Genomic DNA, 25,824 nt, shown 5'->3' with positions numbered 1-25,824 from the left:
GCGCATTCCGTCTTTGGCTTCCTGAGCTTAGCCCACTACAAAAAATCGACCTTGGCCGTATCACCGACCGTGGTCGGAGTATCACGATTGGACCACGGTGGCGTCGGTGTGGATGACGTCGGTGGTCCGGCCGTCGCCGCCCCAGCGGATCAGGCTGAACATCTCCCAGGACTGCAGGCGGGTGGCGTCGGAGTGGATCATGTCCGTGGTGCGGCCACCGCCGGCAGCGAGCGCGGGACCGGCCGCAACGCTGATCACACGCCACAGATGCATTACGGCGTTCCAGGGCGTTCCAGCAGGCGGAACCGCTGTAAAGCGACCGTCCCGAACCACTCGCAGCGCTGCTCGATCAGCTCCTCGTAGCCGGAGCGGGCGCAGCCCTGCGCGGACGGGGCGTCGAAGAGGATGTGGCCGAACTCGTGGCCGATGATCTGGGCGCGGCGCAGCGGCGGGGCGGCGGCGTCGACGAACACGTAGTCGACCCGCTCCCCGGCCACCCACAGGCCGTGCGGGCCCTCGGCCGGCATCGGGCGGGGGTGGATCTGGATCGGGCGGCCGCGGCGGGCCTCGATGCGGGCCTGCAGCTCGGCGAGCGTGAACGAGCCGGGCAGGCCCAGGTCGTCCAGGACCGCCCCGGCCTGCCGGACGAGGGTCAGCACAAGATCGTCGTCACTGTACCGGGCCACGGTCGGCCTGACCGGCGACCGCCCGGCGGCGCTGGGCCGCCTCGAGCCGGGCCACCTCGTCGATGATGCGGATGACCGCGGCCGCGCCCTCCGGCGAGAGCCGCCGCTGCACCATGCGCAGCATCACCTGCGAGACGCCGGGCTGGCGCAGCGCGGCGGCCAGGGCGGCGCTGTGCTCGTCGGCCTCGCGCCGCTGCCGCGGGTCGGCCGCGACGAAGTGGTCGATGGGCACGCCGAAGAATCGGGCCAGGGCCTCCATCTCCGACCAGCGCGGGTCGCTGGCGGTGCCGGAGCGCAGCTTGTTGAGGTGGGTGTGCGACAGCCCGCACGCCGCGGCGACGTGCCGCACGCTGTAGGGCTTGCCGGTCACCGGGTGGCGCACCGTGCGGAACAGCTCGTCGAGCCGCTCGGCGAACGTGGCCATGAGCCAGAGGCTAGCATGGGTCATCATCAATCGGCGCGAGCTCGGTGCCGGGGCCCTGACGATGATCCTCATCAGCGCCTCCGGGCCGCTCACCGTCCTCGTCGGCGGGCTCGTCACCACGTTCGCGGTGAGCGGCAATGTGGGCACCCCGCTGGCGTATCCGATGGTGGCCGCCGTCCTCGGGCTGTTCTCCGTCGGCTACGCCGCGATGAGCCGCCTGGTGCGCAGCGCGGGGGGCTTCTATCCGTACGTCGCGCTCGGGCTGGGCCGCGCCTGGGGCGTCTCGGCGTCGTTCGTGGCCGTCGTCGCGTACAGCTCGTTGCAGACCGCGCTCTACGGGCTGCTCGGCGCCGTCGCCCGCGACTTCGCCGCCGCGCACCTGGGGCTGTCGCTGCCGTGGTGGGCGTGGTCGGCGGCCGCGCTGGCGGCGGTCGGGGCGCTCGGGCTGTACGGCATCGACCTGACCGCGAAGGTCCTCGCCGCCCTGCTGGCGCTGGAGATCGGCGCGGTCCTGCTGTTCGACGCGGCCGCGCTGACCGACCCCGCCGGCGGCGCGCCGGACTACGTCGGCTTCGAGCCGGGGCAGCTGCTCGGGCCGGGCATCGGCGTCGTGTTCGCCCTCGCCATCATCGGCTACCTCGGCTTCGAGCAGGGCGCGGTGTACAGCGAGGAGACCCGCGGCAACGCCGGCACCGTGGCCCGGGCCACGTACCTGACGCTGATCGTCACCGGCGGGCTGTACACCCTGACGGCCTGGGCCCTGACCGTCGGCGCCGGCCCGCACGACGTCGTCGTCCTGGCCCGCGACCCGGGCTCGGAGCTGCCGGCCGCGATGATCGGCGCGGTGTTCGGCGCGCCGCTGGCCGTGATCGCCGGCGGGCTGCTCGTCACGAGCGTCTTCGCGTGCATGCTGAGCATCCACAACTGCGTCGCCCGGTACGCGTTCGCGATGTCCCGCGACCGGCTGCTGCCCGCCCGGCTGGCCCGCACCGGCCGGCACTACGCGGCGCCGGTGACCGCCTCGCTCGCGCAGAGCGCGGTGTCGGCCGTGGCCGTGGCGGCGTTCGCGGTCCTGGGCCGGGATCCGGTGCTCGACATGTTCACCTGGCTGTCGTACCTCAGCGCGCTCGGCGTCCTGCTGCTGCTCACGCTCACCTCGGCGGCCGTGATCGGCTTCTTCGCCCGCCGGCCCGGCGCCGCGCGGTGGCGGACCCGCTATGCGCCCGCCCTGGCGATCGCCGGCCTCGCCCCGATCGCCGCCGCGACCGTCGCCAACGCCGGATCGGTCCTCGGCACCGTCCTCGTGGCCCTCGTCGCCGGCGCCGGGCTGCTCTACGCGCCCGTGTTCCGCCGGGCGCACCCGGCCGCGTACGCGGCGGTCGGCACCAACGCGCTGCGCACCGCGAGCGCCGGGGGGCCGCTCGTCGTCGCCGGGGGGCGGGCGGACCTCGAGCCCGTGGCCGCGCCCCGCGCGAACGGCCGGCGCGCACCGCGGCACCGGCTGCACGCCCTGTACACCGTGGCGCGGCTCTGGCCGCTGTGGCGCCGCGTCCGGGCGGCGGTGCCCGAGGTCGCGCTGCTGCCGCGGTACCGCGGGCCGGCCGCCCTGCGCTCCCTGGCCCGCCACGCGCCGCTCGCCGCGCTGCGCATGCCGGTCGAGATCCTCGACGCCTACGCGGTGCTGGCCGCGTGGGCGCCGCCGGAGGCGTGGCGGGTGGCCCGCGCGGAGGCGGGGCGGCGCTGCCGTCCGGCCGACCGGCCCGTCCAGGTCGAGGCGGCGGTCCTCGCCGTGGCCCTGCGCGCCCGCACCGGCCCGGGCGCGGCGCCGGCCGGGCCCCCGGCGGAGCCGCTGCTGCCGGCCGGCCTCTCGCCTTCGGCGACGATCCCCCATCTGGTACTCGTGGGTCGCGCCCTGCGCCGATCGCCCGTGGTGCGCGCCACCCTGCGTGACGTCGCGACGGCGCAATAGCCATGCCACCGCGGCTCCCTCTGCCGGCCGAGTACTTCCTGCTGGCCCACGACGGCTACACCGGCCGCCCGCACATCGGCGCCGCCGTGCTCGGCCTCGGCGTCGCGGGCGCCCTGCTCGCCGAGCTCGCCTTCACCGGCGACGTCCGGCTCGACGGCGACGTGGCGTCCGACGTCGAGCGGCTGGCCCCGGAGGCGTACACCATGATCGGCGACAGTCTCGTCGGCTCCGGCGTCGTCCACCGCCCGCCGGTGGGGCGGCTGGAGCGGCTGGCCCGGGCCCGCCCGCGCTACGTCGCCGCCGACGCCCTCGCCGCGGCCGCCCCGCGGATCCTGCTGCGCCACGCCGCGGAGGCGGCCGGGCCGGAGGCCGACGAGCGCACGAAGACCCTCGCCGCCCTCGCCGTGATCACGGGGCTCGAGCCGGTCGTCGCCGACGCCGCCAACCGCGCCGCGCTGGGCCGGCTGCGCGCCATGGCGGCCGCAGTGACCGGCGACGCGCGCACCGTCGCCGAGGCGGTCGCCGCGGCGGCCGCCCGCATCGCCCTCACACCCCGCCGCGGCACGTGAACCGACGGCCGCCCCCGCGGACGGCCGCATCGCCCTCACACCCCGCCGCGGCACGTGAACCGACGGCCGCCCCCGCGGACGGCCGCATCGCCCTCACTCCCGGCCGCGGCACGTGAGCGACGATAGGGTGGATGCCGTGATCGCACGGGTTTGGACGGGGTGGGCGGCCCGCGGGGCGGACGCCGAGGCCTATCAGCGGCACTACGAGACCGAGGTCGCCGGCCACCTGGGGCAGGTCCCCGGGTTCCGGGGCGCCCGGCTGCTGCGCGTCGACGACGGCGGCGAGGTCCGCTTCACCTCGATCACCTACTTCGCGAGCATGGACGACGTGCGCGGCTTCGCCGGCGACGACCCGGGCGCGGCCGTGGTCGAGGACGCGGCCCGGCGGGTGCTCGCGCGCTGGGACGACCGGGTCGTCCATCATGAGGTCGCGGTGGCGGTCCCCGGCGGTACGGTCGAGTGATGGTCCGCAAGCGGGTGCTCGTCTCGGGGCTGGTGCAGGGCGTCTTCTTCCGTGACACGTGCCGGCGGGTCGCCGAGGCGCGCGGGGTCGCCGGCTGGGTCCGCAACCTCCCCGACGGGCGCGTCGAGGCGGTGTTCGAGGGCGGCGACGAGCCGGTCGGCGCGCTGGTCGCGTGGGCCGGCGAGGGCCCCCGGTCGGCGCGGGTCACCGGCGTCGTCGTGCACGACGAGCCGGCGGAGGGCATCAGCGGTTTCAGTATTCGATGAATCGGCCGCGCCGGGCCATGTCGGCGGTGACCCGCGTCACGACGGCTTATGCTTTGGCCGATCCCCACAACTTTCGGGGCTCCGGGGTGGTGGGTCCCACGGTTTCCATTACCGACCGGTAGCGTCGAAGGTTACACGGGGGCTCCGGCCGGACAGGCGGTCCCCGTTTGTCGTGATCGGAGGCTTACTCGGTGTTCAGTCGCATCGCCATCGTCAACCGGGGTGAGGCAGCCATGCGGCTGATCCACGCCGTGCGCGAGCTCAACGCGGAGACGGGCGCGTCGTCGATGGAGACCATCGCGCTCTACACCGACGCCGAGCGCACCGCGACGTTCGTGCGCGAAGCGGACCACAGCTACTGCCTCGGCCCGGCCTCGGCCCGGCCGTACCTCGACCACGCCGTGCTCGAGCGCGCTCTCGTCGAGACCCGCGCCGACGCGGCCTGGGTCGGCTGGGGCTTCGTCGCCGAGGACCCGGCCTTCGCCGAGCTGTGCGAGAAGATCGGCGTCACGTTCATCGGGCCGAGCGCCGACGCGATGCGCAAGCTCGGCGACAAGATCGGCGCGAAGCTCATCGCCGAGGAGGTCGGCGTGCCCGTCGCGCCGTGGAGCCGCGGCGCCGTCGAGAGCCTCGAGGCGGCCACGCGGGCCGCCGCCGAGATCGGCTACCCGCTCATGCTCAAGGCGACCGCCGGCGGCGGCGGGCGCGGCATCCGGGTCGTGCGCAGTGACGAGGAGCTCACCGACGCCTACGAGCGCACCAGCCTCGAGGCGGCGCGCGCGTTCGGCAGCGGCGTGGTGTTCCTGGAGCGCCTCGTCACCGGCGCCCGCCACGTCGAGGTGCAGGTCATCGCCGACGGGCAGGGCACCGCGTGGGCGCTGGGCGTGCGCGACTGCTCCGTGCAGCGGCGCAACCAGAAGGTCATCGAGGAGTCCGCCTCCCCCGTGCTCGCGCCCGAGCAGGCGCTGGAGCTCAAGCGGGCGGCCGAGCGGCTCGCGCTCGCGGTGCAGTACCGCGGCGCCGGCACCGTCGAGTTCCTCTACCACCCCGGCGAGCGGCTCTTCGCCTTCCTCGAGGTCAACACCCGGCTGCAGGTCGAGCACCCGATCACCGAGGAGACGACCGACTTCGACCTGGTCAAGGCCCAGCTGCACGTCGCCGCCGGCGGCCGCCTCGGCGACGGGCAGCCGCCCGAGGCCGGGCACGCCGTCGAGGCCCGGCTCAACGCCGAGGACCCCGACCGCGACTTCGCGCCCTCGCCGGGGCGGATCGTGCGCCTGGCGCTGCCGGCCGGCCCCGGCATCCGGGTCGACACCGGCGTCAGCGAGGGCGACGTCATCCCGGCCGACTTCGACTCCATGATCGCCAAGATCATCGCGTACGGCCGCACCCGCGACGAGGCGCTGGGCCGCCTGCGCCGGGCCGTCGCCGAGACCACCGTCATCATCGAGGGCGGCGCCACCAACAAGAGCTTCATCCTCGACCTGCTCGACCAGCCCGAGGTCATCGACGGCAGCGCCGACACCGGCTGGATCGACCGGGTCCGCGGCGAGGGCCGCCTCGTCTCCACCAAGCACTCCGGCATCGCCCTGGCGGCCGCCGCGATCGAGGCGTACGAGGACGAGGCCTTCGTCGAGCGCCAGCGCCTGCTGTCGACCGCGCACGGCGGCCGACCCCAGGTGCAGCACAAGAGCGGCCGGCCGATCGACCTCAAGCTGCGCGGGGCCACCTACCGGGTCACGGTCGCGCAGACCGGGCCGCGGCGCTTCCGGGTCGGCATCGGCGACGCGCCCGGCGTCGACGCCGAGCTCGAGCGCTTTGACGAGCACACCGGCCGGATCATCGTCAACGGCCGGCGCTTCCGGCTCGTCACCGACACCCACGGCCCGATCCACCTCGTCGAGGTCGACGGCGTCACCCACCGCGTCAGCCGCGACGAGGGCGGCGTGCTGCGCTCCCCCGCGCCGGCGCTCGTCGTGGCCACCCCGCTCGCCGTCGGTGACGAGGTCGAGGCCGGCGCGCCCGTCCTCGTGCTGGAGAGCATGAAGATGGAGACGGTGCTGCGCGCGCCGTTCAAGGCCCGGCTCAAGGAGTGCCTGGTCGCCGTCGGCAGCCAGGTCGAGACCGCGGCGCCGCTGCTGCGCCTCGAGCCGATCGGCGACGGCGACGCCGAGGCCGCCGCGGCCGGCGACGCCGTCGACCTGGACCTGCCGCCCGAGCTCGACGGCCTGTCCCCCGAGCACCGGGTCGCCCACGGCATCGCCGACCTGCGCAGCCTGCTGCTCGGCTACGACCTCGACCCGCGCGACGAGCGCCGGGCCCTGTCGAGCTACCTGGCCGCCCGGGCCGAGCTCGGCCGCCGCCCGATCGAGGAGGAGGTCGGGCTGCTGCGGGTGTTCGCCGACCTCTCCGAGCTCATGCGCAACCGGCCGGCCGGCGAGGAGTCGCGGGCCGACACCCGGGTGCACAGCCCGCGGGAGTACTTCCACGCGTACCTGCAGAGCCTCGACGTCGAACGGGCCGGCCTGCCCGAGACGTTCCGCACCCGCCTGGCCCGGGTCCTCGCCCACTACGGCATCACCGACTTCGAGCGCACCCCCGCGCTCGAGGAGGCCGTGTTCCGCATCTTCCTGGCCCAGCAGCGCGCCGCCGCCGACGTCACCGTCATCGTGACGTTCCTGCAGCAGTGGCTCACCGAGCCGCTGCCCGGCAACGGGCTGCGCGAGCTGGTCGGGCAGACGCTGGAGCACCTCATCTTCGCCACCCAGCTGCGCTTCCCGGCCGTCGGCGACCTCGCCCGCAGCATCGTGTTCCGGTGGGCCGCGCAGCCGATGCTGCGGCGCAAGCGGGCCGAGGTGTACGCCGACGTCCGCCGCCACCTGCGCCACCTCGACGAGCACCCCGACGCCCCGGACCGGGCCGAGCGGATCGCGAAGATGGTCACCTCGCCCGAGCCGCTGGTGCGCCTGCTCGGGCAGCGCATCGGCAAGCCCGGCGCCGACCACCGCCCGATGCTGGAGGTGCTCAGCCGGCGGTACTACGGCAACCGCGGCGCCAAGGAACCGCACTCGGTCGAGGTCAACGGGAACGCGTTCTTCACGGCGGAGTACGACCGCGACAACGAGCACTTCAAGCTCGTCGCCGCCGCCACCGACTTCGCCGACCTGCCCGCGACCCTGTCGCAGGTGGCCGCCCTCGGCGACGCCGACACGGTCGCCGACGTGTACCTCACCTGGACCGACCAGCCCGAACCGGAGGCGATGGCGGCCATCCTCGCCGAGGTCGTCGAGCAGGCCGGCCTGCTCGACAAGCTCGACCGGGTGACGATGTCGGTCGCCGGGCGCACCGGCGCCGAGCTGCACCACCACTTCACCTTCCGGCCCGGCATGGGCGAGGACCTGGTCATCCGGGGCCTTCACCCGCTCATCGCCCAGCGCCTGCAGCTGCCGCGGCTGCGCAACTTCGACCTCACGCGGCTGCCGTCGGCGGACGAGGAGGTGTACCTCTTCCACTGCGTCGCCCCGAACAACCCGGCCGACGAGCGGCTCGCGGCGATGGCCCAGGTGCGCGACATCACCCCGCTGCGCGACGCCGACGGGCGCATCCTGGCCCTGCCGGCGATCGAGGGGGCGCTGGACGCCTGCCTCGACGCGATCCGCAACGTCCAGGCCCGGCGGCCGGCCAAGAAGCGGTTCGACACCAACCGGATCACGATCTACGTGTGGCCGTCGAGCGAGCTGACCGTCGAGGAGCTCAGCGCCGTCGCCCAGCGCCTGCTGCCGATCACCGCCGGCGCCGGCCTGGAGGAGGTGCTGTTCCTCGGCCGCCAGCGCGACGCCGCCACCGGCGAGCTCGCCGACATCGCGGTCAAGGTGTCGTACGACCAGGGCATGCAGATGTCGGTCGGCGAGCCCACGACCGAGCTCATCCAGCCGCTGGACGACTACCGGCAGAAGGTGCTCTCGGCGCGGCGGCGCGGCACGACGTACCCGTACGAGCTCACCGAACTGCTGGCCGGCCCGCGCGGCACGTTCGTCGAGCACGACCTCGACGACACCGGAGTGCTCGTCCCGGTGCGCCGCCCGCGGGGCCAGAACAAGTCCGGCATGGTCGCCGGCGTCGTCAGCACCCCCACCGAGCGGTACCCGGAGGGCGTGACCCGCGTCGTGCTGCTCGGCGACCCGACGAAGTCCCTCGGCGCCCTCGCCGAGCCCGAGTGCAGCCGCGTGATCGCCGCGCTCGACCTCGCCGAGCAGATGCGGGTCCCCGTCGACTGGTTCGCCCTGTCGGCCGGCGCGCGGATCTCGATGAGCTCCGGCACCGAGAACATGGACTGGGTCGCCGCCGCCCTGAAGCGGATCGTCGAGTTCACCCAGGCCGGCGGCGAGATCAACATCGTCGTCGCGGGGATCACCGTGGGCGCCCAGCCGTACTGGAACGCCGAGGCCACCATGCTCATGCACACCAAGGGCATCCTGGTCATGACCCCCGACTCGGCGATGGTCCTCACCGGCAAGCAGTCGCTGGACTTCTCCGGCGGCGTGTCGGCCGAGGACAACTACGGCATCGGCGGCTACGACCGGGTGATGGGCCCCAACGGCCAGGCCCAGTACTGGGCCCCCGACCTGCGCGGCGCCCGGAACGTGCTCATGAGCCACTACGAGCACACGTACATCGCCCCCGGCGAGACCCGCCCGCGCCGCGCGACGACCACCGACCCGGTCGACCGCGACATCTCGCCGTTCCCGCACTCGGTGCCGGACAGCGACTTCACCACCGTCGGCCAGATCTTCTCCAAGGAGCGCAACCCCGACCGCAAGAAGGCCTTCGACATCCGCACCCTGATGCGGGCCCTGGCCGACCAGGACCACGCGGTGCTGGAGCGCTGGGCCGGCATGGCCGACGCCGAGACGGCGGTCGTGCAGGACGTCCACCTGGGCGGCATCCCGGTGTGCCTGCTCGGCATCGAGTCCCGCTCGGTACCGCGGCGCGGCTTCCCGCCCACCGACGGCCCCGACACCTACACGGCCGGCACCCTGTTCCCGGCGTCGTCGAAGAAGGCGGCGCGGGCGATCAACACGGCCAGCGGCAACCGCCCGCTGGTGGTGCTGGCCAACCTGTCGGGCTTCGACGGCTCGCCGGAGTCGATGCGGCGGCTGCAGCTGGAGTACGGCGCCGAGATCGGCCGCGCGATCGTGAACTTCCGCGGCCCGATCGTCTTCTGCGTCATCTCCCGCTACCACGGCGGCGCGTTCGTGGTCTTCTCGAAGGCCCTGAACCCCAACATGACGGTCCTGGCGGTGGACGGCTCCTTCGCCTCGGTCATCGGCGGCGCCCCCGCGGCCGCGGTCGTCTTCTCCGGTGACGTGGACGCCCGCACCGCCCGCGACCCGCGGGTGGCCGAGCTGGAGTCCCAGATCGCGTCGGCCACGGGCGGGCAGCGCGCGGCGCTGGCCACGAAGCTGGTCGAGGTCCGCGCGTCGGTCCGGGCGGAGAAGCTGAGCGAGGTGGCGTCGGAGTTCGACAGCGTGCACAGCATCCAGCGCGCGGTCGACGTCGGCTCGGTCGACGCGATCATCCGCCCGGAGGAGCTGCGCCCGCAGATCATCGCGGCCATCGAGCGCGGGCTCGCCTAGCGGTCCGTCAGTAGCGGGTACGGCCCCGCCGCTGGATGTCACGCTGATCGTGTCCGGCCCGGCGGTACGTCTCGTCGGCGCCGGCGTGGACGTCTCGGCCGCGCACGACGGTGTGCGGCCGGGCCTGCGCAACGCGCTGCACGACGTGCGCCGGGAGCGCAGCCGCCGCGGCGGCGGCACCCCGCTGGTCCGGGACGTGGTCCCGGACCAGGAGGCCCGCCCGGGCCTGGTGTCGCTGCGCCGCGCCGGCGAGCTGCTGACCGAGTCGTTCCTGCCGGCCCCGGTCGCGCAGGCCGACGCGGACAGCTATGCGAACCTCAGCGCCATGATCGATGAGGTCACGGCACGACCGTGACCGGCCAGCGGGCGCAGCGGACCAGCTTCACCGCCACCGAGCCGGCGACGCGGTGCCACACGTTTGCGGAGCGGCCGACGATCACGGCGTCGGCCTGGAGTTCCTCGGCCACGCCGACCAGCTCCGTGAAGGGCTCGCCGGTGCGGACGATCAGGCTCGCGTGGTCGACCAGGGCCGAGCGTAGCTGGTCCTCCACCGCGTCGTGGGCGTCGACCGTGGCCGCGGCCGCGTGGCCGCCCGAGTCGATCAAGGAGAGCGTGGCGGCCGGCAGCGTGCGCACGTACACGGCGACCAGGCGGCACTGCTCGCGGCGGGCCAGGCCGACGGCGTAGGCCGCGGCGCGCAGCGAAGACGTCGAGCCGTCGATGCCCACGACGATGGTGCGTTCGATCACAGACAGAAGCATAAGCTTCGAATATAAGAACATGATATAAAAGTTTCATGACCAAGATCCGGCTCGACGGGGCGGCGCTTGCCGGTGGGCTGGAGCGGGTCGTGTCGTTGCTGCGGCGGCTCGCGGCCGGGGACCGGATCTCGCTGACCACCGCGGACACGCTGCGCACGCTCGACACCGGCGGGCCGTGCCGCATCTCGGAGCTGGCGGCGCTCGAAGGGGTCACCCAGCCGGCGATGACGCAGCTGGTCTCGCGGCTGGAACACGACGGGCTCGTCGAACGGCGGTCACACCCCGACGACGCGCGGGTCGTCATGGTCCATCTCACGGCCGCGGGCGCCGAGCGGCTGCAGGCCCGGCGCGAGGCGCGCGCCCGGCTGCTCGACGAGCTGGCCGGGCGGCTCAGCGGTGACGACCGGGACGCGCTCGCGGCCGCGCTGCCCGCGCTGGAGCGGCTGGTTGCCGCGCAAACCACCTATTCCGGGAGTACCACCACATGAAAAGTCAGCAGAGCCCGTTCCGCCAACCGAGGGCGGTGTGGGCGGTCGCGTTCGCCTGCGTCGTGTCGTTCATGGGGATCGGGCTGGTCGATCCGATCCTGCCGGCGCTCTCGACCAAGCTGCACGCCTCGCCCAGCCAGGTGTCGCTGCTGTTCACCAGCTACCTGCTCGTCACCGCCGTCGCGATGCTCGTGACGAACGTCGTGTCCAGCCGCATCGGGCCCAAGCGCACCCTCATCGCCGGGCTGGTGCTGATCGTCGTCTTCGCCGCCCTCGCCGGTACGTCGAACACGATCAGCGGCATCGTCGGCTTCCGCGCCGGGTGGGGGCTGGGCAACGCGCTGTTCATCGCCACCTCCCTCGCCGTCATCGTCGCGTCGGCGAGCGGCGGGTTCGGCGGGGCGATCATCCTGTACGAGACCGCGCTGGGCATCGGCATCGCCGTCGGTCCGCTGCTGGGCGGCACCCTCGGCGGGATCAGCTGGCGCGGGCCGTTCTACGGCGTGAGCGTGCTGATGTTCATCGCCCTCATCGCCACGATCACGCTGGTGCCCAAGACGCCCAAGCCGGCCGAGCGGACGTCGATCGCCGCCCCGATCGCCGCGCTGCGCCACCGCGGGCTGCTCATCATGAGCCTGACGGCGGTGTTCTACAACTGGGGCTTCTTCACCATGCTCGGGTACGCGCCGTATCCGATGCACCTGTCCGAGCACAAGCTCGGCCTCGTGTTCACCGGCTGGGGCCTGCTCGTCGCGATCTTCAGCGTGGCGGTCGCCCCGCGGCTGCAGCGGCGCTTCGGCACGGCCAAGACGTTGTACGCCAACCTGTTCCTCCTCGCCGTCGTCCTCGCCGTCATCGGCGCGTTCACGGACTCGGCCACCACGGTCATCGTCGCCGTCATCGTCTGCGGCGCCTTCATCGGCATCAACAACACCCTGACCACCCAGGCCGTCATGACGGTCGCCCCGGTGCCGCGCCCGGTCGCCTCGGCGTCGTACGGCTTCGTGCGCTTCATCGGCGGCGGCCTCGCCCCGTTCGTCGCGGGCAAGCTCGCCGACCACTACAACATCCACGTCCCGTTCTACGCCGGCGCGGCCGCGTTCCTCATCGCGATCGCCGTCCTGGCCACCGGCCACCGCCTGCTGTCCGCCGCCGAGGCCGACGCGGACGAGGCCGCCGCGGGGCAGGCCGTCGGCGAGATCGTCACGGTCGGGCGCACCGGCGAGGCGAACGGCAGCGCGCCGGTCGTCGTCGCCGTCGACGCCGGCCCGCACGCCGCGGCGGTGACCGCGGTGGCCGCCGAGCTGGCCGGCCGCTTCGACGCTCCACTGGAGCTGTTGCACGTCCACGAGATCGCCGTCGTGGGCGACGACGCGGTCGACCGCGTGAGCTACGACGAGGCCCGGGCCCGCGTCCAGGCGTACCTGGACGACCTGGCCGCCCGCGGCATCCCCGCCTCCGGCCACGTCCTGCGCAGCGTCGCCGACCACGGCCACGCCGGCAGCCTGATCGCCCGCCACGCCGACGCCGTCCACGCCCGCGCGGTCGTGATCGGCGCCCCGTCCCACGGCGGGGTGGCCCACCTGCTCGACGGCAGCGCCAGCGAGCGCCTCAAGGCCGACGCGCACTGCCGCGTCGTGGTCGTCCCCCGCCCCGCGGTGTCAGCTGCGGCAGCGGACGAGCGCGAGGACAGCGTCGCCCGGGACTGAGTCCAGCCGGTTCCGGTCCGTCAGGATCGAATATGGCACCGCTGGATGTCACACTGACCGTTTCCGATTCGACGGTTCGCTCAGCCAAGATGGGCAACCTGTGCACGGAGACCGGCCAGTTCGTCGACGCTGTCCATCTGCACCTGCAGGCCCTCGCCATCCGCGTCGCGCTGGGCACGACACGGGCCGCCTACACCGTCGACGGCTGAGGTCAGCAGGGCCGTGCGACGATCCGGTCGACGCGTTCGGTACCGCCGAGCAGCGAGCCGCAGCCGCCAACGCGCCGGCGCACCGGCGGCTGCTCGCGGTCCTCAGGCGGGAGCTGCCCTAACGGCTCACCGGGGTCTCGCGCTCGATGCGGGCGAGCTTCTCCGGGTTGCGCACGGCGTAGACGCCGGAGATCAGGCCGTCGTCGATGCGCAGGGCCAGGACGGTGTCGACCTGGCCGTTGTGGCGGAACGTCAGCGCGGGCTGGCCGTTGACCTCGGTCGGGTGCACCGACATCAGCTCGGCGACGCGGGGGACGCCGGCCGCCAGCAGGCGGGCCACCCTGTCGGCGCCGGTGATGGGGTGCAGGACGGCCTGGACCACGCCGCCGCCGTCGCCGAGGAAGACGACGTCGGGGGCCAGGATGTCGAGCAGGTGCTGCAGGTCGCCGGTCTCGACGGCGCGCTGGAAGGCCGCCAGCGCGTCGCGGGTCTGGGACTGCGAGACCGTGCTGCGCGGGCGGCGCGCGGCCACGTGCGCGCGGGCGCGGTGGGCGATCTGGCGTACCGCCGCGGGGGTCTTCTCGACGGCCTCCGCGATCTCGTCGTACTCCAGCGCGAACACCTCCCGCAGCACGAACACCGCGCGCTCGGCGGGGGTCAGGGTCTCCAGCACCAGCAGCATCGCCATCGAGACGCTGTCGGCCAGTTCCACGTCCTCGGCCACGTCGGGGGCGGTCAGCAGGGGCTCGGGGAGCCACGGGCCGACGTACGACTCCTTGCGGCGGCGCAGCGTGCGCAGGCGGATCAGGGCCTGGCGGGTGGTGATCCGGACCAGGTACGCGCGGTTGTCCTGCACCGCGTCGAGGTCGACGCCGGACCAGCGGACCCAGGTCTCCTGCAGGACGTCCTCGGCGTCCGCGGCGGAGCCGAGCATCTCGTAGGCGACGGTGAAGAGCAGGTTGCGGTGGGCGACGAACGCCTCGGTGGCCGGGTCCATGCCCACGAGATGCCGGTCGGGGGCGTTCTGTGACACGGGCGGCTCGTGGCCCTCGTCACGCCGGGGCGCCGTCACAGGGGCGGGGACGCCGGCATCTTCATGAGCGTCACGGTACGCCACGAAGAGGGAGCACGAGCATGGACGAGCGGAAGATTGCGCTGGTCACCGGGGCCAACAAGGGGATCGGGCGGGCGATCGCCGGGCAGCTCGCGGCGCTGGGGATGACGGTGCTGGTGGGAGCGCGCGACGATCGGCTGGGCGAGGAGGCCGCGGCGGCGCTGCGGGCCGAGGGCGGGGACGCGCACGCCGTGACGCTCGACGTGACCGACGCCGCGACGGCGCGCAGCGTCGCCGAGCTGATCGACGAGCGCTACGGGCGGCTGGACGTGCTCGTCAACAACGCCGGGATCAGCGGGTCGGGCGGCGTCGCGCCGCAGGAGGCCACCAACCAGATCCCGAGCGGCGTCGACATCGACACGGTGCGGGCGGTGTTCGAGACGAACGTGCTCGGGGTGATCGCGGTGACGAACGCGATGCTGCCGCTGCTGCGGCGCTCGGCCGCGCCGCGGGTGGTGAACGTGAGCAGCCACGCCGGGTCGCTGACCGTGATGAGCAGCGAGCAGTGGCGGGCGGCCGGGTTGCCGCAGTCGGCGGCGTACGCGCCGTCGAAGTCGGCGGTGAACGCGCTGACCGTGCAGTACGCCGACGAGCTGCGCAAGGACGGCATCCTCGTCAACGCGGCGGCGCCCGGCTTCTGCGCCACCGACGCGAACGCCCACACCGGCACGCTCACCCCGGCGGACGGGGCCGCGGTCGCGGTCGGCCTGGCGACGCTGGGCGCCGACGGGCCGACCGGCGGTTTCTTCGGCGCGGACGGCCCACTGCCCTGGTAACGGGCGGGGGCTCCGGCCGGAGCCCCCACCACGGCTGGGCTAGGGGACGGTCGTGGTCGCGAGCTCCTTCGCGTCCGCGGCCGCCTCGTCCGGCACCTTGGCCAGCTTGCTCGGCCACCACATGTGGCGGCCGACGTCCAGGTTGAGCGCGGTCACCAGCACCGAGCGGACGATGATCGTGTCGAGCAGGACGCCGAACGCCACGGCGAAGCCGATCTCGGCGAACGCGGTCAGCGGCAGGGTGCCCAGGACCGCGAACGTGCCCGCCAGGACCAGGCCGGCGCTGGTGATGACGCCGCCCGTCGCGGCCAGGCCGACCAGGGCGGCGCGGCGGGTGCCGTGGCGCGCGGACTCCTCGCGGACGCGGGTCATCAGGAAGATGTTGTAGTCGATGCCCAGCGCCACCAGGAACACGAACACGAACAGCGGGAACGACGTGTCGGCGCCGCCGAAGCCGAAGATGTGGCGGAACACCAGCGCGCTCACGCCCATCGCGGCGCCGAAGGACAGCACGACCGTCGCGATGAGGATGAGCGGGGCGACGATCGAGCGCAGCAGCAGGATGAGGATGAGCAGTACCACCGCGAGGACCACGGGGATGATGACGTCGCGGTCGCGGCCGGCCGCGCGCTGGACGTCGAGGTTGATCGCCGTGGTGCCGCCGACCTTCGCGTCGGCGCCGGCGATGGCGTGGACCTTGTCGCGGAGGCGGTCGATCGTCGCGTACGCGGCGGCGCTGTCGGGCTCGTCGACGAGGAAGGCGTTGACGTACGCGTGTCCGCCGACCGGCGGGATCGCGGTGACCGACTTGGCCTCGATGCCTTCGGTGCCGCGGACGGCCGCGGCGATCGCGTCGGACCTGTCGGCGGCGCCGATGATGACGACCGGGGTGCCGGCGGCCGCGGCGCCGTGGTCGGCCAGGACCTGCTCGCCGACGACCGAGTCCTGCGTGCCGCGGAACGACTCCGCATTCGTCAGCCCGGTCGCGCCGAGCTGGACGATGCCGATCGTGGCCAGGCCGAGCACGACGGCGGTGACGACCCAGACGCTGTGGGGCCGGCGGCCGATGCGCGCGCCGACGCGGGCCCACAGGCCGGTCGTGGTCGGCTCGGGCGAGCCCACCTTCGGGCGCAGCGGCCAGAAGATCCAGCGGCCGCAGATGGTCAGCAGGACCGGCAGCAGGGTGAGCATGACGGCCAGGCCGACGGCGATGCCGATCGCGGCGACCGGTCCGAGGCCCTTCGTCGCGTTGGTCTCGGCGAAGAACAGGCACAGCATGCCCAGCACGACGGTGGCGGCGCTGGCCACGATCGCCGGGCCGGCCCGGTGCAGCGCCTCCGTCATCGCCTCGTGCCGGTCGGCGTGGCGGCGCAGCTCCTCGCGGTAGCGGGCGATGAGCAGCAGCGCGTAGTCGGTCCCGGCGCCGAAGACGAGCACGGTCAGGATGCCGGCGCTCTGGGCGTTGACGACCAGGCCCGCGTGCTTGGCGAGCAGGTAGATCACGGCCTGGGCGGCGGTCAGCGCGACGCCCGAGGAGATGACGGGCAGCAGCCAGAGCAGCGGGCTGCGGTACGTGATGAGCAGGATCACCACCACGACGATCACGGTGCTCAGCAGCAGGTTGGTGTCGATGCCCTGGAACGCCTTGCCCGAGTCGGCGGCGCTGCCCAGCGGGCCGGCGATGTGCACGGTCATGCCGTTGGCGCCGGCCTCGGCGGTCTTGCGCAGCCGGTCGGCGATGTCGCCGGCCTTGTTCCAGCCGTCGCTGCCGAGGTTGACCGGCACGATGATCTGCGCGGCCTGCTGGTCGCCCGTCACCCGCGGCTCGGAGACCTTGCCGTCGATCTCCGGCAGGGCCGCGAAGGCCTCGGAGTCGGCGTCGAGCTTGTTCTTGTCGGCGCCGGTGAAGCCCGCCCGGCGCTCGTAGACGACGACGGCCGGGATCGTGTTCGGCGAGGTGAAGCTCGACTGCACATCGAGGACCTGCACCGACTCCGCCTTGCCCGGCAGCCACGACTTGTTGTCGTTCTTCTCGGCATCCGCGAGCTTCTGCGACAACGGGAAGGCGACCGCGACGACGGCCAGCCACAAGACCACGAAGACGTACTTCACCCACCGCCCCGCGATGAGCCCCGCGACAGATCTGGTCATGGGATCGATGCTGCCCTTCCCCTAGGTAGCGACACTACATATTGTGACACGGGACACTGCATCACAAGGCCCGGGTGCCACGCGGTCGCTGACCTGCGGAATCGTCAGACAAATCGCCCTCGGCGCCACCACGGCGCCACCCACCGGCGGCGTCAGGCCGCGGGCTGCGACTCGAGCGTCGAGCGGATCTCCTCGAGGCCGCGCTCGACGCGCGCCCGCACCGCGGCCGCGCGGTCGTGGGGCAGCACGTCGGTGGTCCAGACGAGCCGCGCCCGCCCGCCGTCGTGGTCGAAGACCTCGAACGCGGCATGGTGGTGGGCGAGGGTGAGGCGGCCGGGTCCCTGCACGGAGTACGCCATCCGGCGCCCGTCATGGTCGACGGCCACGATGAGCTCGCGGACCTCGGTGCCGTCGGGCATCGTCAGGATGCGGACGTCGCCCTCGATGCGGGCGTCGCGCACGCGGCCGGGCAGCAGCCGCCGGTGCACGGCCCCGACGTCGGCGATCGCGGCCCACACGGCCGCCGGTTCCGCCGCGACGATCGTCTCCACCCGCACCGATGCCACGGCGGCAGCCTACCCGTCGCGCCGGCGGGAAAATTCCGCGACGGTGATGTCGAACCGGCGCCGGCGGCACCGACCTACCGGTACAGACGACGAAGGAGCAGGACATGCGCAAGGTCATCTACTGGGTGCACACCTCGGTCGACGGATTCATCGACGGGCCGAACGGGGAGTTCGACTGGCCGGTCATGGGGCCGGAGCTGTCGGCCTACTCCGAGGGGCTCGACCGGCGGGTCGACACGCTGCTGTTCGGGCGGCCGGTGTGGGAGATGATGGTCGGCTTCTGGCCCAACGCCGAGGCGATCTCCGACGACCCGCACACCGCCGCGTTCGCGCCGTTCTGGCGGGCCACCCCGAAGATCGTGTGCTCCCGCTCGTACGCCGGCGACGAGTGGACCGAGCGGGTCATCCGCACCGACCTGGCCGCCGAGATCGGCGCGCTCAAGGCCCGGGACGGCGCCGGCCTGCTGCTCACCGGCGGGGCAGGCCTGGCCGCCGCCCTGACCGAGGCGGGGCTCATCGACGAGTACCACGTCGCCGTGCACCCGGTCGTCCTCGGCGGCGGGCGGCGGCTCTTCGCCGAGCCGCAGCAGCGCGTGCGCCTGCGGGCCGCCGGCTCCCGGCTGCTCGACGGGCAGGTCGTCGTGACGCAGTACCACCCGGCCTGAGCGTCAGTGCGCGACGGCCACCGCGGGCTCGGCGATCGCGTCGGCCGGCAGGCCGCGGGGCCGCACGACGAGCCACAGGGCCAGGCCCGCGGCGGTCATGCCGCCGAACACGACGATCGCCATCGCGACGGCGCCCACGCCGAGCACGCCGACCAGCGGCGCGGCGAGGGCACCGACGCCGAACTGGGTGGCGCCGAGCAGCGCGGCCGCGGTGCCGGCGGCCTCGCCGTGGCGCGACAGCGCGATCGCGGGGGCGTTCGGCATGGCCAGGCCGACCATCGCCAGCACCGTCCACAGCGGGATCAGCACGCCGGCCAGGCCGCCGGTGTGCGTCGCGGCGAGGACCAGCATCACGGCGCCGGCGACCACGCCGGCCACCAGCGCGCCGGACAGGATGCGCTGCGGGGTCCACCGGCGCAGCAGCCGCACGTTGAGCTGTGTGGCGCCGATCAGGCCGACCGCGCCGCCGGCGAAGACGAACGCGAACGCCTGCTGGCCCATCCCGAACTCGTCCTGGAACACGAAGCTGGAGCCGCTCACGTAGGCGATCAGCGCGGCCATCGCCAGGCCGGCGACGAGGATCAGGCCGACGTAGACGCGGTCGGCGAAGAGGCGGCCGTAGTCGCGGGCGGTGCCGGCGATCCCGCCGGAGCGGCGCCGCTGCCGGGGCAGCGTCTCGGGCAGCGCGACCGCGGTCGACACCAGGATCGCCACGCCCACCGCGCACAGCACCACGAACACGCCGCGCCACTGGGTCAGGCGCAGCACCTGCCCGCCGATCGTCGGGGCCAGGATCGGGGCGACGCCGACGACGAGCATCAGCCGGGAGAACAGCCGGGCCGCGGCGAGCCCGCTGAACAGGTCCCGCACGATCGCCATCGCGACCACCGACGCGGCGGCGGCGCCGAGGCCCTGCATGACCCGCAGGGTGCCGAGCGCGACCAGCCCGGGCGCGAACACGCACAGCGCCGAGGCGAGCACGTGCACGCCGATGCCGGCCAGCAGCGGCAGGCGCCGGCCCAGCGCGTCGGACAGCGGCCCGATGAGCAGCTGGCCGACGGCGATCCCGGCCAGGGTGCCGGTCAGGGTCAGCTGGACGGCCGCCGCGGAGGCGTGCAGGTCGGCGGTGATCGTCGGCAGCGACGGCAGGTACATGTCGATGGTGAGCGGCCCGAGCGCGGTCAGGAAGCCGAGCAGGAGCACGAGCCGGAACCGGCGCCCGGCCGGCAGCAGGTCGCCGGGTGAGCGTTCGGTTGCGGGCGGGGTCGTCGTCAGGGTCTCGGCCACGACCAATGACAAGGCGCCGCTCCCCCGCCTTCTTCCACCGCCCCGCGATTGGTAATCGTGCTCACTCTTTACCGATCAAGCTTGACAGTCGTGCAATAGTCACGGCCATGGAGGTCTGGCATCGAAGGCCGTACCTCTGGGGCGCATTGCGGGGCGTCGCGGTCGGCGTCGTCGCCCTTGCCGCCGCGGCCGGCGTCGGGTGGCTGTTCCTGTCGGCCTACCCGGTCGACGACGGCGTGGCTGCTCGGCGCGCCGCGGCGGGCGCTCTACGCGGCGCCCGCCGCCTGGGCGGTGGCGCTCGCCTGCGTCGCGAGCGGATCCGCGACGCAGCAGAGCACCCTGCCCGTCATGCTGGCCATACAGTTGGCCCTCTACGTGGCGATCGGCCTGTACGAGGCCCGCGCCGGTCAGAGCGAGACGGCCCGGCCGCCGAGCGTGACCACCAGGTGGCCGTCCGAGGCGAACGACCAGGCGAGCGCGCCCGAGTCGTTGGCGCAGCGGGAGCCGTTGGTGCCGGACCAGAACTGGTTGGACGAGTCGGCGTCGCCGACGATCTTGTCGGTGGAGCCGCCGGACGCGAACCGGCACGACGTGTCGCCGCGGAACACCGACGAGCCGGCGTCGAAGGAGTAGTTACGCTCGGTGTTGTCGATGCTCAGGTTGTTGGAGATCGACATCGTGCCGAGGTTGCGGTTGTACGTGAAGCCGTGGTGGCCGTTGTGGTAGGCGATGTTGCGGCGGATGACGTGGTTGACGGAGATGTCCTCGCCGCCGAGCTTGAAGCCGTTGCGGTCACCGTTGGCGTTGACCGTGCCGTTGCTGAGGGTGCCGTTGTTGTACGACAGCGAGTCCTCGATCGTCACCGGGCCGATGGGGCCGGTGTCGGTCTTGGTGAACAGGTCCCAGCCGTCGTCGATGTTGTTGTGCGACACCGCGTACCGGAACACGTTGCCGGAGCCGACCGTGAGCTTGGCCGCGAACCCGTCGGCGTTCTCGCCGCCGGAGTCGGCGTTGTCGTGCGACTCGGCGCTGAGGACGAGGTTGTTCGCCGGCCACTGGCTCTGCGGGGTGTCGGAGGCGATCCGCGAGATCTGCAGGCCGCTGTCGCGGTTGTAGCGGGTGATCGTGCGCTCGATGACGTTGTTGCTGCCGCCCACGAAGATGCCGTTGTCGCCGGCGTGCTCGACCACGATGCCGTACACGTGCCAGTAGTTGCCGTTGACGGCGAGGCCGCGGTTGGCGGGGTCCTCGGCCTGGGCGGAGAAGTTCAGCACCGGGGTTTCGCCGGGGTACGCCGAGAGCGTCTTGCGAGCGCTGGACGTGCCGTTGTTGCCGGGCGCGATCGTGACGGTGCTCGACAGCGCGTACGTGCCGCCGCGCAGGTAGATCGTCCCGCCGGCCGCGATGCGGGTGACGGCCGACGGCAGCGTGGTCGGCTGGGCCTGGGTGCCGGGCGCGCTCGCGCTCCCGCCCGGTGACACGTACAGCGTCGAGGAGGGCGGGACGCTCGTCGACGAGGAAGGTCCGGCCGAAGCGGACGCCGAGGCGGAGGCGGACGCGGACGGCGACGGCGACGTGCCGCCGGTGGTCACCGTGACGTCGTCGAAGTCGGCCGTGGAGTAGCTCGTCTGCAGGCCGATGCGGCCCTTCGCGACGACGCTCGACGTGCCCGGGCCGATCGTGGCGCCGTCGACCGCGCCGCTGATCTGGGCACCCTTGACCGTGAGCGACAGGGTGTACCACGTGCCGGTCGACACCGTGCGCGAGGCGCCGGCCAGCACGGTGACCGAGCCGCTGTTCACCGCCTGCAGCTGCACGCTGTTGCCGGGCAGCAGCGCAAGCCGGTAGAACGTGGTGGCGCCGCCGGCCCGGGCGAGCAGGCCGGCGAAGCCGCCGGAGCCGAGCGCGAGCGGCTTGACCCGGGCCTGCACCGTGTAGTCGGCCCACCCGCTGTCGCCGGCGAAGAAGCGGGCGTTGTTCGTGGTGGCGTTGGACTGCTGGACGACCTGGGAGCCGTCGGTGACGACACTCCAGGTGCCGCCGGACTTCGACCAGCCGCTGGTCGAGCCGTTCTCGAAGTTCGCGCTGAACGCGGTGTCGGCGAAGGCGGCCTGGGTCGCCGCGACCACGCCGGCGGCCACGGCGGCGGCCGCGACCAGCCACCGGCGCACGCGCAGGCGGGAACGGAGCTGGGATGTCATGGAACCTCCGTTAGGAAAGCGCGTTCCCGGGCCCGGAGCCGCATATATCGAAGAAGGCCAGTGTAAGGAAAGCGTTTTCCTAGGGACAAGACCGCGCGTTTGCAGGTTTGTTGCAGCCGGTTACCGTGGCGCTGTGATGCGGCTTCGGTCCCCGACGTGACCGAGCTCCGGGCGAGGCATCTGGTCGTGCAACGGCCTACCCCGCGGCGACCAAGGCCCAGGTCACCCCCGGCGAGGCATCTGGTCGTGCAACGGCCTACCCGCGGCGACCAAGGCCCAGGTCACCCCCGGCGAGGCATCTGGTCGTGCAACGGCCTACCCCGCGGCGACCAAGGCCCAGGTCACCCCCGGCGAGGCATCTGGTCGTGCAACGGCCTACCCCGCGGCGACCGAGGCCCTGGTCACGGCCGCGCAGGCCGAGTTCGCCGCGCAGCCGGACGGCACGCACGCGATTTACTTGGACGAGGGGCTGACAAACGACGCTCGGCCGATGGTGGCGGGCGCTGGCGCGCCCGCTGCAACGCATTAGCGTGGTCCGGGTCCGTCGTTGCCCACCGGACATTCCTCCAGGCCGTCTGCCGCCGGCGGGCTCGCGCGGGTCATCATTCGGTGGTCCGGGCCGTTAGGGGTTTGCGTCATCTGAATTTTGGATGGTGCTCGGGGCGGTTTTTTTGGGCGGGTGCTGGGATAATTCTTGTATGGGGTCGAGTAGCCGGGGGCATTTCAGCCCCCGGCTCTCACAGAACCGTACGTAACGATCTCTCGTTATACGGCTCTTGTTGCCCTGGTCACCAGACCGCGGGAACGGTGTTCACCCAAGCCCAGTGGGCGAAGAACCGGGGCCTTGTGGTGACGGCTCGGGTCCAGGCTTCCTGTGCTCTCTTTCGTTCGCGCAGCCGTTTGTGCTTCTTGCGGAGCCAGCGCATCACGTAGGCGTTGATACGCGTCAGGAGGGGATACAGCGCTGAACGGTAGAAGGCGCCGTAGTACTGCATCCAGCCTCGCACCTTGGGGTTGACCCATGCTGCGAGGTCCGTTTCGGAGATCTGGGTGTGCCGATGCAGCCGCCAGGACCGCACCTGACGACTGATCCTCTTCAAGGCGTCGCTGCTGATCGCCGGGTTGAACCCGGTGAACCGCTTGCCGGTCTTGGGCCGTACTTCCCGACCTCGGAACGTGTACCCGAGGAACGTGAACGCGGTGTGCTCGTAGGAGCCGCGCCGGTTGCTGTCCTTGCAGTACACGATCCTGGTCTTGTCCGGATGCAGTTCCAAGCCGACCTCACGCATCCGTTCCTGCAGCGCCGCCAGCACATGCCGTGCCTGAGCCTGGCTGACGCAGTGCACTACCGCGTCGTCCACATAGCGTTCGAAGGTGACGCCGGGGAACTGCCGGGCCATCCAGATGTCGAACGCATAGTGCAGGAACATATTCGCCAGCACAGGTGAGACCGCGGACCCCTGTGGAGTTCCCCGGTCTCTGGCTTGCAACGACCCGTCGGGTAGTGCCAGCGGTGCATGCAACCACCGTTTGACATACAGCACCACCCACGGCAGGTCGGTGTTCGCCTCGACAGCCTTGACAACCAGGTCCCACGGCACGCTGTCGAAGAACTTGCGGATGTCCAGATCGATCACCCAGTCCGTCTTCCAGCACCGTGTCCGGCAGGTAGCCACGGCGTCGAGTGCGGAGCGCCCTGGCCGATAGCCATAGGAATCCGGGTGGAAGACCCGTTCGACCTTCCGCTCCAACTCCATAGCCACAACCGTCTGCGCGACGCGATCCGACACGGCCGGCACGCCAAGGATTCTCGTGCCGCCCCCATGCGCCTTTTCGATCTCCACCGCACGCACCGGTGGTGGGAAGTACGACCCCGAGGACATCCGATTCCAGATCTTGTACAGGTTGTTCTTCAGATCCGCCTCGAACTGCTCGATCGTCTGTCCGTCCACACCGGGCGCGCCCTTGTTCGCCTTGACCTTCTCCCACGCCTCCCAGACTGCCCGCTTCGAAATCTGAAACGGCTTGTCTGCTGCTTTCAGCTCGCCCACGCGACTCCTTCCGGAGAACATCCGGTTGATCGGACAGACCAGCCACGGACAACCCGGCCCCTTCGCTCCAGCCCCATTACAGGGCCCTCACCACTACTACGGGCCGGTCCGCCAGCGCACCCGGCATCGGTACTCGATCCCTTACGGTGTCGCCGCTTGGGACACTCCCTCTCCCCTGCCCGCACGAGCACGGCGTATCCGGGCACGCCTTCTCCTGTTCCACACGGAAGCCGCAGACCAGGCTCACGTCGTCTCCATGCCGGACACCGCCTGGCCAGAAAGCGGCACACCCGCCAGGCTGTCCCGCACCGGGTTTGATGGAGACATCCAAACCTGGGAGAAGATCAGGCTATGCCGGCACCGAAGAAGTACCCCGATGAGCTGCGTGAGCGTGCGACTCGACTGGCGTTGGAAGCCCGCCGGGATCCAGCGTCCGCGGTGGGGGCGATCCGGCGGATCGCCGGTCAGCTCGGCGTTCATCCGGAGGCGTTGCGGGTCTGGGTGAAGCAGGCCGAGACCGATGCCGGTGCGCGGCCGGGCACGAGCAGCAGCGACGCGGAGCGGATCGCGGCGTTGGAGCGGGAGAATCGTGAGTTGCGGCGGGCGAACCAGATCCTGAAGTCCGCGGCGTCTTTCTTCGCGGCGGAGTTGGACCGTCCGTCGCGATGAAGGTCGCGTTCGTCGACGCTCAGCAAGAGGAACACGGTGTCCAGCCGGTCCTGCAGGCCCTTGAAGACACGCCGGCACAGATCGCACCGTCGACCTACTATGCCGCCAAGACCCGCCCGGTCTCGGCCCGCTCCCGGCGCGATGCGGAGCTGACCGCGTTGATCCGGCAGGTCCACGCGGAGAACTACGGCGTCTACGGCGCCCGCAAGATCTGGCACGAGCTGCACCGTCGCGGTGTGCGGGTGGCCCGGTGCACCGTCGAGCGGCTGATGCGCGCCGTCGGGCTGCGTGGGCTGCTGCGCGACACGTCGCCTCGCACGACCCGACCCGCGGCCGAGACGGACAGGCCTCGTGACCTGGTCAAACGTGACTTCACCGCCGCTGGGCCGAACCAGTTGTGGGTGGCCGATCTGACCTACGTGCGCACCAGCGTGGGCTGGGTCTATGCCGCGTTCATGCTGGACGTGTTCTCCCGCATGATCGTCGGCTGGCAGGTATCCACGTCGCTCTACACCGATCTGGCGTTGGACGCGTTGAAGATGGCGGTCTGGCGTCGCGAGGCTCAGAGCGCTGACCTGCAAGGACTGGTCCACCACTCCGACCGCGGAGTCCAGTACCGAGCGATTCGCTACAGCCAGCGCCTCGCCGAGGCCGGCGCCGTCGCCTCGGTCGGCGCGAAGGGCGACTCCTACGACAACGCCATGGCCGAGGCGTTCAACTCCCTCTACAAGGCCGAACTCGTGCGCAACAAAGGCCCCTGGCGCGGCCTCGACGACCTGGAGATGGCCACCGTCGAGTACATCGACTGGTACAACAATCGGCGCCTGCACGGCGAGCTCGGGCACGTCCCGCCTGCCGAGTACGAGGCACTACACGCGATGACCCAGCCGGTCACCGCACCTCTGAAAACCAGCTAACCAACTCTCCACCAAACCCGGGGCTTGACAGGCTCATCCCGGGATCAGCTGCACACCCCGGTTTCGATGTCGTCTGTAATTGTTTCGACACGTCAGCAACGATTCACTTACGTTCGTCTTCCTGATCCCTACCTGACACCTCTCGGGCGCCTTTTCCTCATCGCTCACCACGACGGTCTTCAGCCAACGCAGCATAAGGTGGTTTGAAGCCTCCCGCCGCCGGGCGACTCCGAAGGGCCAACAACCT

Annotated in this window: 21 protein-coding genes and 1 pseudogene; 12 read left to right on the top strand and 10 right to left on the bottom strand. The window is 72.2% G+C overall.

Annotated elements, in window-relative coordinates; genetic code table 11:
• Window positions 1-81: 81 nt before the first annotated feature.
• Genes ACQEVU_RS15680 through ACQEVU_RS15670 form a run of 3 tightly spaced genes read right to left on the bottom strand, consistent with a single transcriptional unit; the run spans window position 82 to window position 1,110 of the window.
• On the bottom strand, window positions 82-273 hold the full coding sequence (locus tag ACQEVU_RS15680) for a hypothetical protein (RefSeq protein ID WP_433323988.1): 192 nt from the start codon (window positions 271-273) through the stop codon (window positions 82-84).
• Window positions 273-686 (bottom strand): ImmA/IrrE family metallo-endopeptidase, encoded by a 414-nt coding sequence (locus tag ACQEVU_RS15675; RefSeq protein WP_433323986.1) that lies wholly within the window; start codon window positions 684-686, stop codon window positions 273-275. The genes ACQEVU_RS15680 and ACQEVU_RS15675 overlap by 1 nt, the downstream gene beginning before the upstream one ends.
• Window positions 670-1,110, bottom strand: a complete 441-nt coding sequence (locus ACQEVU_RS15670; protein ID WP_433323984.1) for a helix-turn-helix domain-containing protein — start codon at window positions 1,108-1,110, stop codon at window positions 670-672. Before ACQEVU_RS15670 ends, ACQEVU_RS15675 begins: the two co-directional genes overlap by 17 nt.
• On the opposite strand from ACQEVU_RS15670, the gene ACQEVU_RS15665 reads away from it, so the two are divergent.
• The 6 genes from ACQEVU_RS15665 (at window position 1,109) to ACQEVU_RS15640 (ending at window position 10,368) form a co-directional block, all read left to right on the top strand.
• Window positions 1,109-3,079 (top strand): DUF6545 domain-containing protein, encoded by a 1,971-nt coding sequence (locus tag ACQEVU_RS15665; RefSeq protein WP_433323982.1) that lies wholly within the window; start codon window positions 1,109-1,111, stop codon window positions 3,077-3,079. The genes ACQEVU_RS15670 and ACQEVU_RS15665 overlap by 2 nt on opposite strands.
• Window positions 3,080-3,081: 2 nt before the next feature.
• Window positions 3,082-3,648: a GPP34 family phosphoprotein gene (locus tag ACQEVU_RS15660; protein WP_433323980.1), complete on the top strand. Its 567-nt coding sequence runs from the start codon at window positions 3,082-3,084 to the stop codon at window positions 3,646-3,648.
• A 136-nt stretch (window positions 3,649-3,784) separates the two neighbouring features.
• Window positions 3,785-4,111, top strand: coding sequence for an antibiotic biosynthesis monooxygenase family protein (locus ACQEVU_RS15655; RefSeq protein ID WP_433323978.1), 327 nt, complete (start codon window positions 3,785-3,787; stop codon window positions 4,109-4,111).
• Window positions 4,111-4,377 carry an acylphosphatase gene (locus tag ACQEVU_RS15650; RefSeq protein WP_433323976.1) on the top strand — a complete coding sequence of 89 codons (267 nt, stop codon included), beginning with the start codon at window positions 4,111-4,113 and terminating at the stop codon, window positions 4,375-4,377. The genes ACQEVU_RS15655 and ACQEVU_RS15650 overlap by 1 nt, the downstream gene beginning before the upstream one ends.
• Before the next feature lie 191 nt (window positions 4,378-4,568).
• Window positions 4,569-10,013, top strand: coding sequence for a carboxyl transferase domain-containing protein (locus ACQEVU_RS15645; protein WP_433323974.1), 5,445 nt, complete (start codon window positions 4,569-4,571; stop codon window positions 10,011-10,013).
• 49 nt (window positions 10,014-10,062) lie between these two features.
• Window positions 10,063-10,368 (top strand): hypothetical protein, encoded by a 306-nt coding sequence (locus tag ACQEVU_RS15640; protein WP_433323972.1) that lies wholly within the window; start codon window positions 10,063-10,065, stop codon window positions 10,366-10,368.
• On the opposite strand, the gene ACQEVU_RS15635 is transcribed toward ACQEVU_RS15640, so the two are convergent.
• Window positions 10,352-10,762 carry a universal stress protein gene (locus ACQEVU_RS15635; RefSeq protein ID WP_433323970.1) on the bottom strand — a complete coding sequence of 137 codons (411 nt, stop codon included), beginning with the start codon at window positions 10,760-10,762 and terminating at the stop codon, window positions 10,352-10,354. The two genes, ACQEVU_RS15640 and ACQEVU_RS15635, sit on opposite strands and share 17 nt — an antisense overlap.
• Window positions 10,763-10,809: 47 nt before the next feature.
• Between ACQEVU_RS15635 and ACQEVU_RS15630 the strand changes: the two genes are divergently transcribed.
• The 3 genes from ACQEVU_RS15630 to ACQEVU_RS15620 are packed head-to-tail and all read left to right on the top strand — an operon-like array spanning window position 10,810 to window position 13,180.
• The gene (locus ACQEVU_RS15630; protein ID WP_433323968.1) at window positions 10,810-11,262 is read left to right on the top strand and encodes a MarR family winged helix-turn-helix transcriptional regulator; all 453 of its coding nucleotides are present in this window, start codon (window positions 10,810-10,812) and stop codon (window positions 11,260-11,262) included.
• The gene (locus tag ACQEVU_RS15625) at window positions 11,259-12,971 is read left to right on the top strand and encodes an MFS transporter (protein WP_433323966.1); all 1,713 of its coding nucleotides are present in this window, start codon (window positions 11,259-11,261) and stop codon (window positions 12,969-12,971) included. The genes ACQEVU_RS15630 and ACQEVU_RS15625 overlap by 4 nt, the downstream gene beginning before the upstream one ends.
• 32 nt (window positions 12,972-13,003) lie before the next feature.
• Complete coding sequence (locus ACQEVU_RS15620) at window positions 13,004-13,180, top strand: hypothetical protein (protein WP_433323964.1); 177 nt, start codon at window positions 13,004-13,006, stop codon at window positions 13,178-13,180.
• Between the two features lie 118 nt (window positions 13,181-13,298).
• On the opposite strand, the gene ACQEVU_RS15615 is transcribed toward ACQEVU_RS15620, so the two are convergent.
• A complete protein-coding gene (locus ACQEVU_RS15615; protein ID WP_433334952.1) occupies window positions 13,299-14,177 on the bottom strand; it encodes an RNA polymerase sigma-70 factor in 879 nt (292 codons plus the stop codon).
• 137 nt (window positions 14,178-14,314) lie between these two features.
• Here ACQEVU_RS15615 and ACQEVU_RS15610 point away from each other — a divergent pair, with 137 nt between their 5' ends.
• Window positions 14,315-15,070, top strand: coding sequence for an SDR family NAD(P)-dependent oxidoreductase (locus ACQEVU_RS15610; protein WP_433323962.1), 756 nt, complete (start codon window positions 14,315-14,317; stop codon window positions 15,068-15,070).
• A 39-nt stretch (window positions 15,071-15,109) separates the two neighbouring features.
• Here the strand turns inward: ACQEVU_RS15610 and ACQEVU_RS15605 are convergent, their stop codons facing one another.
• Window positions 15,110-17,221 carry an MMPL family transporter gene (locus ACQEVU_RS15605; RefSeq protein ID WP_433323960.1) on the bottom strand — a complete coding sequence of 704 codons (2,112 nt, stop codon included), beginning with the start codon at window positions 17,219-17,221 and terminating at the stop codon, window positions 15,110-15,112.
• A gap of 152 nt (window positions 17,222-17,373) precedes the next feature.
• A complete protein-coding gene (locus tag ACQEVU_RS15600) occupies window positions 17,374-17,787 on the bottom strand; it encodes an SRPBCC family protein (protein WP_433323958.1) in 414 nt (137 codons plus the stop codon).
• Window positions 17,788-17,891: 104 nt separating this feature from the next.
• Here ACQEVU_RS15600 and ACQEVU_RS15595 point away from each other — a divergent pair, with 104 nt between their 5' ends.
• Entirely contained in the window at window positions 17,892-18,452 is a 561-nt protein-coding gene (locus ACQEVU_RS15595; RefSeq protein WP_433323956.1) for a dihydrofolate reductase family protein, read from the top strand.
• A gap of 3 nt (window positions 18,453-18,455) precedes the next feature.
• Here the strand turns inward: ACQEVU_RS15595 and ACQEVU_RS15590 are convergent, their stop codons facing one another.
• The 3 genes from ACQEVU_RS15590 to ltrA form a co-directional block, all read right to left on the bottom strand.
• Window positions 18,456-19,739 (bottom strand): multidrug effflux MFS transporter, encoded by a 1,284-nt coding sequence (locus ACQEVU_RS15590; protein WP_433334950.1) that lies wholly within the window; start codon window positions 19,737-19,739, stop codon window positions 18,456-18,458.
• Between the two features lie 407 nt (window positions 19,740-20,146).
• The gene (locus tag ACQEVU_RS15585; RefSeq protein WP_433323954.1) at window positions 20,147-21,940 is read right to left on the bottom strand and encodes a family 16 glycoside hydrolase; all 1,794 of its coding nucleotides are present in this window, start codon (window positions 21,938-21,940) and stop codon (window positions 20,147-20,149) included.
• A 788-nt stretch (window positions 21,941-22,728) separates the two neighbouring features.
• Entirely contained in the window at window positions 22,729-23,991 is a 1,263-nt protein-coding gene (ltrA, locus tag ACQEVU_RS15580) for a group II intron reverse transcriptase/maturase (RefSeq protein WP_433322421.1), read from the bottom strand.
• 351 nt (window positions 23,992-24,342) lie between these two features.
• On the opposite strand from ltrA, the pseudogene ACQEVU_RS15575 reads away from it, so the two are divergent.
• A pseudogene (locus ACQEVU_RS15575) lies at window positions 24,343-25,577 on the top strand (IS3 family transposase).
• Window positions 25,578-25,824: the final 247 nt, after the last annotated feature.

The sequence above is a fragment of the Dactylosporangium sp. CA-139066 genome (assembly GCF_050936175.1).
In the GTDB taxonomy this organism is placed as follows: domain Bacteria; phylum Actinomycetota; class Actinomycetes; order Mycobacteriales; family Micromonosporaceae; genus Dactylosporangium.
Note: the sequence above shows the minus strand (reverse complement) of the source record. Positions and strands in the feature narration are given on the sequence as shown.